Consider the following 12,043-nt stretch of genomic DNA (forward strand, 5'->3'; position numbering starts at 1 on the left):
GATCGGGAACCGCCGGAAAACGACGTCGGCATGGCCGGTACCGATGGGTAGTGTCCGCGCATGCACAGCGATGAACGCCTCGCGGCCCACGGAGCCGTCGCGACCGCCCTGTCCCTGCTCAGCGACCACCGCCTGGGTGCGATGGTCTCGGCCGCGGCCCCGCTCGGGGCGGGGCTCGGCGGCCGTTCGGCGGAGCTGGACGTGGGCGGGACGCGGGTGTTCGTGAAGCGGGTGCCGGTCACGGACGCGGAGCTGCTGCCGCGCCGGCTGCGTTCGACGGAGAACCTCTTCGGGCTGCCGTTGTTCTACCAGTACGGGATCGGCTCGGCCGGGTTCGGGGCGTGGCGGGAGCTGGCCGCGCACGTCATGACCACGCACTGGGTGCTCGGCGGCGCCCACCGCGGCTTCCCGCTCATGTACCACTGGCGGCTGCTGCCGGACTCCCCTCCCGAGCACCTCGCGGACGCCTTCGGCGGGATAGACGGGGCCGTCGCGCACTGGGAGGGGTCCGACGCGGTGCGCCGGCGGCTGGAGGCGATCGGGCGGGCCTCGCACAGCCTCGTGCTGTTCCTGGAGTACGTCCCGCACCGGCTGTCCGACTGGTTGGCGGGTCGCCGCGATCCGGTGGCGGAACTGCCCTGGGTGGCCGAGGCGCTCGCGCGGACGGCGGAGTTCACGCGCTCGCGCGGCCTGGTGCACTTCGACGCCCACTTCCACAACGTGCTCACCGACGGGCGGATGCTCTACCTCACCGACTTCGGGCTGGCCTGCGCCGAGGCCTTCGACCTGTCCCCCGAGGAGCGCCGCTTCCTGACGGCGCACCTGGGCTACGACGGCGCGTACTCGGCCGCGCACCTGCTGCGCCACCACCTGTCGTCGCGGGACCGGGCCGGCCTGGAGCACGAGGAGTTGCTGCGGGGCTGGGTGGCGGGGCGGCGTCCGGCCGGCGGGCTGCGGCCCGAGGTGGCGGCGCTGTTGGACCGGCGCGCGGGGACCTCGGCCGTGCTGGACGAGTTCCACCGGCGGCTGACGGAGGAGACGAAGCGGACCCCCTACCCGGCGGAGGCGCTGGCCCGGCACGAACACGACCCCGAGCACGGGGAGACGTACGGGGACGAGAAGACGTACGGGGCGGGAGGGGCATACGGGTACGGGCAGCCGTAGGGGGCCGGGCCCGGAACCGCCCCGCCCATTCGCTTGAACCTGTTCAAAAAGAGGTCTAGAGTCAACGACGTCAGCAGTTGAACACGTTCAAAGGGGGCTGGGGCAATGGACCTCACCGTGGTCGCGTACGTCATCTACCTGTTCATCAGCATCGGCCTGACCATCTGGGTGGCCCGGACCCTCAGCCGCAACGGCCGCGTCTTCATCGGCGACGTCCTCCAGGGCAACGAGAAGCTCGCGGACGCGGTGAACCACCTCCTGGTCGTCGGCTTCTACCTCGTCAACATCGGCTTCGTGACCCTCTACCTGCGCTCGGCGGACACGATCCTCGAAGCCCGCGACCTCTTCGAGGCCCTCTCGGTCAAGCTCGGCGTCGTCCTGCTGGTCCTCGGTTTCATGCACCTGGGCAACGTGTGGGTGCTGAACCGGATGCGCCGGCGCGGGATTCAGGAGCGGCAGCACACCCCGCCGGTCGCCCCCCAGGGGTGGACCGCGCAGGCCGGGGTCTGAACCGTGGCCCGCGCGACGGGGACCACGGGGACCGTCCGGCACCTGACCGTGCTCTACGACGCCGACTGCCCGGTGTGCGTCCACATCCGGCACTGGCTGCTCGGCCGGCGGTGGCTCGTACCGTTGCGGCTGGTGCCGGCGGGCTCCTTCGAGGCGCGGCGGCGCTTCCCCCTCCTGGACCACGCGGCGACGCTGCGCGAGATCACCGTGATCGGGGACGAGGGCCAGTTCTGGACCGGCACGGACGCCTTCGTGGTGTGCCTGTGGGCCCTGGCCGAGCACCGCCAGAAGGCCAACTGGCTGGCCACCCCGACCGGGCGGCCCTTCGCCCGGGCGGCCATGCACACGGCGGCGGCGGTGCGCCACGCGGTGCGCACCGAGCCCGGGTCACCGGCCCAGGACCCGGCCTGTGACGACCGGTGCGCCGCACCCCGATAAGGTCGGACACCGTGACAGAGCAGAAGGCACCCAAGAGCGAGCAGACCCGGACGCTCATCCTCGAAACCGCGCTCCGGCTCTTCCAGGAGCGCGGCTTCGACAAGACGACCATGCGGGGCATCGCCAAGGAGGCGGGGGTCTCGGTCGGGAACGCGTACTACTACTTCGAGTCGAAGGAACACCTCGTCCAGGGGTTCTACGACCGGATCGGCGCGGCCCACCAGGCGGCGGTCCGGCCGATCCTGGACAACGAGGCGGACCTCCAGAAGCGGCTCGCCGGCGTCCTGACGAGCTGGATGGACATCGCGGCGCCGTACCACGAGTTCGCCTCGCAGTTCTTCAAGAACGCGGCGGACCCGGAGAGCCCGCTCAGCCCGTTCTCCCCGGAGTCGGAGCCGGCCCGCAACGCAGCCATCGACATCCACCGCGAGGTGCTGCGCGGAGCGAAGACCAAGGTGCCGGCCGAACTGGCCGACGTACTGCCGGAGCTGATGTGGCTCTCGCAGATGGGCCTGGTCCTCTACTGGGTCTTCGACCGGTCCCCCGACAGCGAGAAGACCCGCCGCCTCGCCGAGCGCGGCGCGCAGTTGACCACGCGGGGCATCATCCTGGCCCGCTTCCGGGTGCTGCGGCCGCTGGTGCGGGAAGTGCACGAGCTGTTCGCCGACTTCCTGCCGGGCATGGCCCAGACGGCGGTCTCGCGCGGGAAGCGGGCCTCGGACCCGGACGCGGGCCCTGAGGAAGGGCCCGAGGTGGGCTAGGACGCGCACCGCGACGGGGGCGGCGCCGGGGAGGCGTCGTCCCGGTGCGGGAATCAGGTCGTCCGGGGGTCGCCGCTCTCGTGGTGCAGGCCCGTGCACAGCGCCCACACGATGAAGAGGTTCACGGCGACCAGCACCGTGGCCCACACGGGGTAGTACGGGATCCACAGGAAGTTGGCGAGCGCTCCCAGGCCCGCGACGAACACGCCGAAGAAGCGCGCCCACAGGGCTCCGGTGGCGAGCACGGCGCAGCCCGCGCCGATGAGCACGATGCCCAGGATGACGTGGACCCAGCCCCAGCCGGCGAGGCTGAACTCGAACACGTAGTGCCGTGTCGTGACGAACAGCGGGTCCCGGGAGACGGCCGCGATCCCCTCGAAGAGCGCCATGGCCCCACCGAAGATCATGAGTGCCGCCGCGAGGACGGTGGTCCCGGACGTGTGCGCGTGCCAGGGGTGCGGGCCCGCGTCGGTCGTTCGGGGTCGGCCGGATTCACTGGCCATGTCGGCCTCCTTGCTCGACAGGGCCGTCCGGCCGGTTGAGCGCCGGACCTGCCCGATCCCCCGTCTCAGCGTGGCACGGCGGCCCCGCCTCGGCATGCGGAAGGCCGGGGGCGCCGTACGGGGCGCCCCCGGTGGTGTGCGGTGGGGTCCGGGGTCAGCCGAGGACCAGCAGGGTGGCGAGGGCGGGTCCGAAGGCGCCGCCGAGCTGGTAGCAGAGGGTGAACAGGCCGATGGCGCTGGGCCGTCCGGCCTCGTCGGTCGCGGCGGCCACCGCCTGGGTGGACAGGATCGCGTTGGCTCCGGTGGCGGTGAAGACGCCCGCCGCGAGGGCGGCCAGCAACAGGCCCCCGCTCGCGAGGAGGCCGGCCAGGGCGGCGAGGACGCCGACGGCGAGCAGGACGGTACGGGCGGCCGTGCGACCCATGCGGGCCGAGGCGGCGGCGAGCGGCCAGGACAGGGCGGAGCCGGCGAGCAGGGCGAGGAGCTGGCCGGTCCCGATGCCGGCGGCCTCCCAGCCGGCGCGGTCGGCGAGCAGCCGGGGCACCGAGAAGAGCAGGGTGAAGTAGGAGGTCGACAGGAGCAGGGCGAGGAGCGCCGGGACGACGAAGGCGGGGCGGCGCAGCAGGTCGGCGGGGACGAAGCCGTCGGGCCGGCGCCGGACGTGCGCGGTGAGCAGCGCGGCGGCGACGAGGGCGGCGGCCAGGGCGGCGTAGGGGGCGGTCGGCAGCAGGACGAGGGCGGTGGCCAGCCCCGTCAGCAGGGCGGCGCCGCGCCCGTCGAAGCGGCCGGGGGCGGGCGGGGCGGCGGTCTCGGCGCGGCGCAGGACGACGGGGACGGCCAGGAGGGCCAGGGCCGACAGGGCGAGGGCGGGCCGCCAGGAGACGGCGTCCGTCAGGGTGCGGCCGAGGAGGGGTCCACAGGCGCCGAGGACGCCGAAGCCGGCGCTGATGACGCCCATGCGGCGGGCGGTGCCGGCGAGGCTGATCGCGGCGGCCACCAGCCCGGCCCCGCCCGCGGCCTGGGCGCAGCGGCCGAGGAGGGTCAGCGGCAGCCACGGCGAGACGGCGACCAGTACGGTCCCGAGGAGGACGAGGGCGGCCGACAGCCGGAGCAGGGCCGCGAGGCCGCGGCGGCGCAGGAGCCCGGCGAGCAGCGGGGTGCCGACGGCGGTGGCCCAGCCGAAGGCGGTGAGGAGGCGGGCGGCGCCCGCGGCGTCGACACCGAGCGAGGCGGCCATGTCGGGGAGGATCAGCACCGGCGCGTTGGCCCCGGCGGCGAGGGGGGTGGCCATCAGGGCGAGCCACAGGACGGGGACCGGGCCCCGGGCGGCGGTGGTCCCGCCGGCGATCCGGTCGCCCTCCCCCGGGCTCCGCCTCTTCTCGCGCCGCTCCGCTGCGGTGACGGACATGGTCGACCACTCCCCCTCGATCTCTCAACCTTGAGCATCTCAACGTTGAGATAAAAACAGACCCACTACCTCAACGTCAAGTCTCTTAACGTTGAGGTAATCTGAGGGCATGGAGAACGGCACGCACGACGACACGACCACGGGTACGGACACGACCACGGGCGCGGGCACGGACGCGGACACGGGCGCGGGAAGGGACGCGGACGCGGGGAGGGACACCGTGTACGGGATCGTCGACCAGTGGCGGACGGAGCGCCCGGACCTCGCGGAGGCCTTCTGGCCCGTCGAGGTGGTGGCCCGGATCCAGCGGACGGCGAACATCGTCGACCGCGGGCTCAAGACCTTCCTCGCCGGACACGGCCTGGAGGTCGGCGAGTTCGACCTGCTGGCCGGCCTGCGCCGCTCGGGCCCCCCGTACGCGCTGACGGCCGGCGCCCTGATCCCGGCGGCCATGGTGACCTCCGGCGCCATCACCAACCGGATCGACCGGCTCGTCGCCAAGGGGCTGGTCGAGCGCGTGCGCGACGAGGTCGACCGCCGCTCGGTGCGCATCCGCCTGACCGCCCCGGGGCTCGCGCTGACCGAGACCCTGATCGCCGAGCACCTGCGCAACTACGCCGAGCTGCTGGCCCCCCTGGACCGCGCGACCTCGCACGGGCTCGGCGAGGCCCTGCGCACCCTCCTGGTGGCCCACGGGGACACCGCGCAGCCGCCTACATCCAGTTGAGGTCCCACAGGCGCCACACGCCCGTGCCGTCGGCGAGGTACTGGGTGCCGGTCACGCTCTCGCGGGACAGCACGTAGTCCTTCTTCTGCCAGATCGGCACGATGGGGACGTGCTGGGAGACCAGCCGCTGGAGCTCGCGGAAGTCGCCGGCCGCCGCGGCCCGGTCGGAGTGGGCCTGCGTGCGGGTGATCAACTCGTCGACCAGCCGGTCGGAGAAGCCGTTGTTCATGCTGGAGTCGGCGCCGACCAGCGGCGCCATGAAGTTGTCGGCGTCCGGGAAGTCGGCGATCCAACCGATCGTGTAGGCGTCGAACTCCCCGGCGGCGTAGGCCTTCTGGAAGTCCTCCCACGCCTCGACCGGCTTGATCCGCACCTGGAACAGGCCCGTCGCCTCCAGCTGCCGCTTGATCTCCTCCGCCTCCGGCAGGTTCGTGCCGCGGACGTTGACCCCGAGGTTGATCGGGACGGGGGCCACGACGCCGGCGGCGGCCAGGAGCCGCTTGGCCGTCGCCCCGTTGGGCGAGGGGTAGGCGTCGAAGAAGGGCGTGCCGTGCGAGGCGATGCCCGCCGGGACCAGGGAGTACAGCGGGGTGACCGTGCCCTTGTAGACGTCCCCCGCGATCTTCGAGCGGTCCAGTACGGCCGCCACCGCCTGGCGGACGGCCGGCTTCGCCGCGGCGGAGCCCGGCCGGACGTTGAAGACGAGGTTGCGGGTCTCCGTACCGCCGGCGACCTGGTAGCGGGTGTCCTCCAGCCCCGGGTGCAGGCCCGCGAGCACCTGGGGCGGCATGTCCCGGTGGGCCACCTCGACCTCGTGGTCCCGCCAGGCCCGGTCGAGCTGCGCCGGGTCCTTGAAGTAGCGGACCGAAACCCGCGCCTTGGCGGCGCCGCCCTGCCCCTTGTAGGCGGGGTTCGGCTTCAGCTCGGCGCGCGCGCCGGCCCGGTACTCGCCGAGGACGTACGGACCCGAGCCGTCGACGCGCGCCTCCGTGCGCAGGGCCGCGGCGGGGTACTTCTCCTTGTCGACGATCGACGCCGCACCCGTGGCGATCTTGAACGGGAAGGTGGCGTCGTGGGTGGAGAGGTTGAAGGTGACCGTGCGCCCCTCGGCCGCGACCGACTGGAGGGTGTTGAACAGCGGGGCCGGGCCCTGGTCGGAGTTGATCCGCTTGATGCGGTCGAAGGAGAACTTCACGTCCTCGGCCGTGACCGCGCGACCACCGGCGAAGGTGAGGTCGGGGCGCAGCTCGCACCGGTAGGTGGTCAGCTTCTGCCCGACGAACCTGCACGAGGTGGCGGCGTCCGGTGCCGGCGTGTCGGAACCGGGCTTGATCGTCAGCAGCGACTGGTAGACGTTGCCGAACAGGGCCCAGGAACCGGCGTCGTAGGCGCCCGCCGGGTCCAGGGCGGAGACCACGTCCGTGGTGCCGACGCGGATCGCGCCCCGCCGGTCCTCGCCGGCGGGCAGCAGCTGCCAGCCCCCGACGCCGGCGACCCCGAGGAGCAGCACCGCCGCGATGATCTTCGAGCGGACCGACCGCATCCCCTGACCCCCACCCTCATGACCGGAAGTTTCCGATAATCGGAGTCCCCACTCCGACTATCGGTCACCCCATCACAGAATTCCGGCCACGGGAAGGGTCGTTATGCGCGCTTGACTCCGTTCAGGCCTGGTACGAGGCGAGTTCGACGACGGTGATGTCGGACGGCGCGCCGACCCGGACCGGAGGGCCCCAGGCGCCCGCGCCCCGGGACACGTAGAGCTGGGTGTCGCCGTACCGCTCCAGGCCGGCGACGGTGGGGTTGGCCAGCTCGGCGAGGTATTCGCCGGGCCAGAGCTGCCCGCCGTGGGTGTGTCCGGAGAGCTGGAGGTCCACCCCGTGCCGGACGGCCTCGTCGATCACGATCGGCTGGTGCGCGAGGAGCACCGAGGCCCGGGAGCGGTCGCGGTCGCCGAGCGCGGCCTGGAAGTCGGGGCCCTGGCCCTCGGACTCGCCCTGGACGTCGTTGACGCCGGCGAGGTCGAAGTGGGGCAGCGCGCGGCGGGCGTTCTCCAGCGGGACGAGGCCCAGCTCGCGCACGTGGTCGACCCACTGCGCGGCGCCGGAGAAGTACTCGTGGTTGCCGGTGACGAAGTAGCTGCCGTGACGGGCCGACAGCCGGCGCAGGGGCTCGGCGGCGGGCCCGAGGTCGGCCACGTCGCCGTCGACGAGGTCACCGACGATGGCGATCAGGTCGGGCTGCGTGCCGTTGATCGTGGAGACGATCCGCTCGGCGTGCGCGCGGCCGAGGACGGGCCCGAGGTGGATGTCGCTGACCACGGCGATGCGGAAGCCGTGGGCCGCCCGGGGCAGCCGGTTCAGGGGTACGGAGACGCGCTTGACGCGGGGCCCCCGGAGCACGCCGTGGGTGCCGTTCGCGACGGTGGCCCCGGCGGCCAGTGCCGCCGCGCCGCCGACGGCCCGCGCCACGAACACCCGCCGGGTGACCCCGCCGGGCCGGACGACCCCGCCGGCGACGCCGTCGGGTGCCCGGTCGCCCGGGTCGGGCCGGTCCTCGGCCGTGGCGACGGCCGCGCCGGGCAGCGGGCCCTCGACGTCACCGGGCCCGGCGGGGTCGCCCGGCGCGGTGGAGTCGGCCGGGGCGCCGGGGACCGGCGGGGCGGGGGCGCCCGGCGGGGCCGGGGCGGCCTGTGCGGCGGCCGGCGGGGCGGGGGCGGGGGCCTGCACGGCGGCCGTGCCCGTGTCGGTGCCCGCGCCCGCCGCCTGCCGCGCACCGGAGTCGGCCTCGGTCGGCGCGGGGGCCGGGCGGCGCAGCAGGACGTACCGCACCGGCTCCGCCACGAGCATCGCCAGCGTCAGGTACAGGAGCACCGCGAGCCACATGTACCCCGGCCAGGCCACGAGCCGTTCCAGCCAGAACGGCGCCCCGGCCCGCCCCGCGGTCAGGGCCGCGACCGCGAACAGCGGCAGCGCGAACGCCAGGACGGTGCCCGCGCGCCGCGCGGGGCCGCCGGGCCGGGTCGTGTCGCGGACCAGTCGGATCCACAGCCAACGGTGGACGGCCACCAAGAGCGCGAGCACCGCCAGAACGGCACCGATCGCCACGAACACGGTCATCGTGATTCCCGTCGCAGGGCCAACACGCCACGCAACCCGATCACACCGACGGCCGTCCCCAGGAGAAAGGACGTCACGGCGAGGAGGAGGTGGACCCAGAAGTAGGCAGTGGGATCGCCGGCCGTGTCGAATGCGAGACCGCTGCCGTTCTTCCACAGGTTCCGGACGAAGGTCACCCAGATGAGCCAGCTCCACACGCCGAAGGCGAGCAGGAACCAGGAGACGGAGCGACTGAGTTTCATGTCCCCAGTATCGGTTTCGTACCCAGGACGGACGCGCCGGGGTGGGCCGTACCGGCGGTGGTTGACCACGGTTGGCCGGTCCACGACGCCGGACAGTCGATCGGGATGTAATTTCACCTGCGTGTCCGCTAAGAAGACCGCGCTGACGGTCCTTTCCGCCGCGCTGCTGGTCCCCTCGATGCTCGCGGTGCCCGCGCACGCCGCCCCGGTGGACGGCAAGGGCCGCGCGCGCAAGGCGCCCGCGCCGCCCGTGTCGATGTCCACCGTCGGCGGCACCGCCCTCGGGCAGCCCGGCACGCAGGTGAACCTGCTGCCCGGTGCCCCGGCCCTGCCCACGAACCTGACCGGCCGGTCCTGGATCGTGGCGGACGCCGAGTCCGGGGAGGTGCTGGCGGCGTACAACTCGCACTGGCGGCTGCCGCCCGCCTCGACGATGAAGATGCTCTTCGCCGACACGGTGCTGCCGAGCCTGCCCAAGGACCGGGTGCACAAGGTCACCGACGCGGAGCTGGAGGGCGTGGGCCCCGGCAGCAGTCTCGTGGGGGTGAAGGAGGACCACGAGTACACCGTCCACGACCTGTGGCTGGGGGTCTTCCTGAAGTCCGGCAACGACGCCGTGCACGTCCTTTCGGCCATGAACGGCGGCATCGACAAAACCGTCAAGGACATGCAGGCGCACGCCGAGGAACTCCAGGCGCTGGACACCCACGTGGTGTCCCCCGACGGCTACGACGCGCCCGAGCAGGTCTCCAGCGCCTACGACCTCACCCTCATCGCCCGCTCCGGACTCCAGAAGCAGGACTTCCGCGAGTACTGCGGGACGGCGACCGCGATGTTCCCGGGGCTCCAGGAGCCGGGCAAACCGCGCGAGGCCTTCGAGATCCAGAACAGCAACCGGCTGATGACCGGCGCCGGCGGCATCAGCCCCTACAAGGGCATCGCCGGGGTGAAGAACGGCAACACCACCATGGCCGGCGCCACCTTCACCGGCGCGGCCCAGCAGGGCGAGCGGAAGCTGCTGGTGACCGTGATGAACCCGGACTCGGGCGGGGCGAACTCGGTCTACGAGGAGACCGCCGCGCTCCTGGACTGGGGCTTCGCGGCCGCCGGGAAGGTCCGGCCGGTGGGCGAGCTGGTCCCGCCCAAGAGCGCGGACACCACCTCGCACGGCTCCCCCGCCCAGTCCCACGAGGACGACTCCTCCGCGAGCGGCGGGCCGGCCGGCGGCGGACTCGGCACCGCGATGGGCATCGCCGGCGGGGCCCTGGCCGTACTGGCGGGCGGCGCCTTCGTCGTCAACCGGCGGTGGCCGCGCGGCCGACGCGGCCCGGGCGCCCCCGGCGGCGGCCCGGAGAGCTCCTAGGCGCCGCCCCGCGGCCCGGGGTCGGGCCGCGGCTCCGGGGACGGTCCGGAGTCGGGCCGCGGCTGCGAGGCCGCCGGCCCGGCCGCCGCGGCGTCGGCGGCGGCCTCGTCGTCGGTCGCCCCGGCCGCCGCGCCGTCGTCCGCGCCCTCGTCGTCCCGGGTGGCCGTCCACGCGGCGCAGAACAGCAGCAGCTTCGCGGTGAAGTTGATCCACAGCAGCAGGGCGATCGGCACGCCGAACGCCCCGTACATGCTCTTGCCCGCGACCTCCCTCATATAGCCGCTGAGCAGCAGCTTCAGCAGCTCGAAGCCCGCGGCCCCGATCAGCGCCGCCTGGATGAGGCGACCGCGCGGGGGCTCGACCCCGGGCAGCAGGCTGAGGACGTAGAGGAGCAACAGGAAGGCGGCGGCGACCCCGACGAGGAAGGCCCCGGCCCGCAGCACGACCCCGCCCGCGCCCTCGCGGGGGATGCCGAGGAGCTCGCCGAACCGGCCGACGGCGCTGGAGCCGATGATCGACGCGGCGGCCGAGCCGAGGCCCGCGCCGCCGAGGCCGAGCAGGACGAGGGTGTCCTTGCCCTTGCGGACGATCGGGTTGCCCTCGTCCTCGTCGTCCTTGTCCCACACGGCGCGCAGGCAGTCGCGCATCGATCCGACCCAGCCGATGCCGGTGAACAGCAGGACGGCGCCGGCGACGAGGCCGATGGTGGCGGCGTTCGCGACGAGGCCGTCGAGGTCGAGCTGTTCGGAGATGCCCGGGACCTGCTCGGCGAGGTTCTTCTGGAGCTTGGCGAGCTGGTCCGGGCTGAGCAGCGCCGCTCCGACGGCGGCGGCGACGGTGATCAGCGGGAAGAGGGCGAGGAAGCTGATGAAGGTGATCGCGGCCGCCAGCCGGGTCCAGTGGACCCGGTCGAGGCGCTGGTAGGACCGCCACGGGTGGGTCCGCATGCCGGCGGTCACCAGCGGTCCGACGACCGGGAGTTTCTTCAGCCAGTCCATGGGGTCACCGTAATTGAGCCGTTGGAAATAGCCGGGATTGTGGCTTTTGGGCACTACGGTCGTCGATTGTGACTTTTCGCCCGACGACTCATCCGTTCCACACCCTGGTCCTGCGGAAGCTCCGCTTCCGTGCCGTGCGGGCCCTGCGGCCGCTGCGTCAGGAGCGGCGCGAGGCCGCGTCCGTCGCCGACGCCGACTGTGCGGGAACGGCGGCGGGTACGGCGGCCGGGGCGCCCTCGGGGCCGATGCCGAAGGGGTACTCGCGCAGCTTGCGCCAGACCCCGTCGAAGCCCTGTTCGTAGAGCGCGAAGCCCTCGCACAGCCACGCGGCGGCGTAGTCCGCGAGCTCGGCGTGGGCCCGGTCCATCGCCTCCTCGGAGATCCCGTGGGCGACGGTGACGTGCGGGTGGTACGGGAAGGCCAGCTCGCGGCTGAGCGGCCCCTCGGAGTCGCGGACCAGGCCCTGGAGGCGGGTGCAGCCCGCGGTGCCCTCGGCGAGCCGGACGAAGACCACCGGCGAGAGCGGACGGAAGCTTCCGGTCCCCTCCAGGCGCATCGCGAAGGAGGGGAAGGCGCCGGCCACCTCGGCCAGGTGGGCCCGGATCGCCGGCAGCCGGTCCGTGTCCACCTCGGTGGGCGGTACGAGGGTCACGTGCGTGGGGATGCCGTGCGCGGCGGCGTCCCCGAAGCCGGCGCGCAGCTCCTGGAGCTGCCTGCCGTAAGGCTCCGGGACCGCGATCGAAACGCCGAGCGTTACGGTCCCCACGTGTTCTCCTCCGTGTGTAGGCGTAGGTGCTGCCGCTCAGTGTG

13 protein-coding genes are annotated in these 12,043 nt (G+C 73.4%); 6 read left to right on the forward strand and 7 right to left on the reverse strand.

Annotated elements, in window-relative coordinates:
* Positions 1-60 precede the first annotated feature (60 nt).
* From ACZ6ZI_RS27265 to ACZ6ZI_RS27280, 4 genes are all read left to right on the forward strand, one after another.
* Positions 61-1,164 carry a BUD32 family EKC/KEOPS complex subunit gene (locus tag ACZ6ZI_RS27265; protein WP_469524989.1) on the forward strand — a complete coding sequence of 368 codons (1,104 nt, stop codon included), beginning with the start codon at positions 61-63 and terminating at the stop codon, positions 1,162-1,164.
* A gap of 105 nt (positions 1,165-1,269) precedes the next feature.
* Positions 1,270-1,674 (forward strand): hypothetical protein, encoded by a 405-nt coding sequence (locus ACZ6ZI_RS27270; protein ID WP_363058002.1) that lies wholly within the window; start codon positions 1,270-1,272, stop codon positions 1,672-1,674.
* A gap of 3 nt (positions 1,675-1,677) precedes the next feature.
* A complete protein-coding gene (locus tag ACZ6ZI_RS27275) occupies positions 1,678-2,112 on the forward strand; it encodes a thiol-disulfide oxidoreductase DCC family protein (RefSeq protein ID WP_469524992.1) in 435 nt (144 codons plus the stop codon).
* A gap of 11 nt (positions 2,113-2,123) precedes the next feature.
* The gene (locus ACZ6ZI_RS27280) at positions 2,124-2,873 is read left to right on the forward strand and encodes a TetR/AcrR family transcriptional regulator (protein WP_469524993.1); all 750 of its coding nucleotides are present in this window, start codon (positions 2,124-2,126) and stop codon (positions 2,871-2,873) included.
* A gap of 53 nt (positions 2,874-2,926) precedes the next feature.
* On the opposite strand, the gene ACZ6ZI_RS27285 is transcribed toward ACZ6ZI_RS27280, so the two are convergent.
* A complete protein-coding gene (locus tag ACZ6ZI_RS27285; protein ID WP_469524995.1) occupies positions 2,927-3,376 on the reverse strand; it encodes a DUF7144 family membrane protein in 450 nt (149 codons plus the stop codon).
* 154 nt (positions 3,377-3,530) lie between these two features.
* Positions 3,531-4,784: an MFS transporter gene (locus ACZ6ZI_RS27290; protein WP_469524997.1), complete on the reverse strand. Its 1,254-nt coding sequence runs from the start codon at positions 4,782-4,784 to the stop codon at positions 3,531-3,533.
* A gap of 109 nt (positions 4,785-4,893) precedes the next feature.
* Here ACZ6ZI_RS27290 and ACZ6ZI_RS27295 point away from each other — a divergent pair, with 109 nt between their 5' ends.
* Positions 4,894-5,511 (forward strand): MarR family winged helix-turn-helix transcriptional regulator, encoded by a 618-nt coding sequence (locus tag ACZ6ZI_RS27295; RefSeq protein ID WP_469524998.1) that lies wholly within the window; start codon positions 4,894-4,896, stop codon positions 5,509-5,511.
* Here ACZ6ZI_RS27295 and ACZ6ZI_RS27300 read toward each other — a convergent pair.
* The 3 genes from ACZ6ZI_RS27300 to ACZ6ZI_RS27310 form a co-directional block, all read right to left on the reverse strand.
* Positions 5,498-7,054, reverse strand: a complete 1,557-nt coding sequence (locus ACZ6ZI_RS27300) for an ABC transporter substrate-binding protein (protein ID WP_469524999.1) — start codon at positions 7,052-7,054, stop codon at positions 5,498-5,500. The genes ACZ6ZI_RS27295 and ACZ6ZI_RS27300 overlap by 14 nt on opposite strands.
* A gap of 121 nt (positions 7,055-7,175) precedes the next feature.
* Entirely contained in the window at positions 7,176-8,630 is a 1,455-nt protein-coding gene (locus ACZ6ZI_RS27305) for a metallophosphoesterase (protein ID WP_469525001.1), read from the reverse strand.
* On the reverse strand, positions 8,627-8,872 hold the full coding sequence (locus tag ACZ6ZI_RS27310) for an SCO4848 family membrane protein (protein WP_469525003.1): 246 nt from the start codon (positions 8,870-8,872) through the stop codon (positions 8,627-8,629). The genes ACZ6ZI_RS27305 and ACZ6ZI_RS27310 overlap by 4 nt, the downstream gene beginning before the upstream one ends.
* Before the next feature lie 121 nt (positions 8,873-8,993).
* Here ACZ6ZI_RS27310 and ACZ6ZI_RS27315 point away from each other — a divergent pair, with 121 nt between their 5' ends.
* Complete coding sequence (locus tag ACZ6ZI_RS27315) at positions 8,994-10,235, forward strand: D-alanyl-D-alanine carboxypeptidase family protein (RefSeq protein WP_469525007.1); 1,242 nt, start codon at positions 8,994-8,996, stop codon at positions 10,233-10,235.
* On the opposite strand, the gene ACZ6ZI_RS27320 is transcribed toward ACZ6ZI_RS27315, so the two are convergent.
* Together ACZ6ZI_RS27320 and ACZ6ZI_RS27325 are read right to left on the reverse strand one after the other, a co-directional pair.
* Positions 10,232-11,233: a YihY/virulence factor BrkB family protein gene (locus ACZ6ZI_RS27320; RefSeq protein WP_469525009.1), complete on the reverse strand. Its 1,002-nt coding sequence runs from the start codon at positions 11,231-11,233 to the stop codon at positions 10,232-10,234. The genes ACZ6ZI_RS27315 and ACZ6ZI_RS27320 overlap by 4 nt on opposite strands.
* A 157-nt stretch (positions 11,234-11,390) precedes the next feature.
* Entirely contained in the window at positions 11,391-11,999 is a 609-nt protein-coding gene (locus tag ACZ6ZI_RS27325) for a 2'-5' RNA ligase family protein (RefSeq protein ID WP_469525011.1), read from the reverse strand.
* Between the last annotated feature and the right edge of the window lie 44 nt (positions 12,000-12,043).

This window comes from Streptomyces sp. NPDC103540, assembly GCF_055584445.1.

What these genes read in the sequence shown, in the direction of transcription:
- ACZ6ZI_RS27295 (WP_469524998.1), top strand. Translation starts at nt 4,894, where the DNA reads ATGGAGAACGGCACGCACGACGACACGACCACGGGTACGGACACGACC.
- ACZ6ZI_RS27270 (WP_363058002.1), top strand. Translation starts at nt 1,270, where the DNA reads ATGGACCTCACCGTGGTCGCGTACGTCATCTACCTGTTCATCAGCATC.
- ACZ6ZI_RS27310 (WP_469525003.1), bottom strand. Translation starts at nt 8,872, where the DNA reads ATGAAACTCAGTCGCTCCGTCTCCTGGTTCCTGCTCGCCTTCGGCGTG.
- ACZ6ZI_RS27285 (WP_469524995.1), bottom strand. Translation starts at nt 3,376, where the DNA reads ATGGCCAGTGAATCCGGCCGACCCCGAACGACCGACGCGGGCCCGCAC.
- ACZ6ZI_RS27265 (WP_469524989.1), top strand. Translation starts at nt 61, where the DNA reads ATGCACAGCGATGAACGCCTCGCGGCCCACGGAGCCGTCGCGACCGCC.
- ACZ6ZI_RS27305 (WP_469525001.1), bottom strand. Translation starts at nt 8,630, where the DNA reads ATGACCGTGTTCGTGGCGATCGGTGCCGTTCTGGCGGTGCTCGCGCTC.
- ACZ6ZI_RS27320 (WP_469525009.1), bottom strand. Translation starts at nt 11,233, where the DNA reads ATGGACTGGCTGAAGAAACTCCCGGTCGTCGGACCGCTGGTGACCGCC.
- ACZ6ZI_RS27300 (WP_469524999.1), bottom strand. Translation starts at nt 7,054, where the DNA reads ATGCGGTCGGTCCGCTCGAAGATCATCGCGGCGGTGCTGCTCCTCGGG.
- ACZ6ZI_RS27290 (WP_469524997.1), bottom strand. Translation starts at nt 4,784, where the DNA reads ATGTCCGTCACCGCAGCGGAGCGGCGCGAGAAGAGGCGGAGCCCGGGG.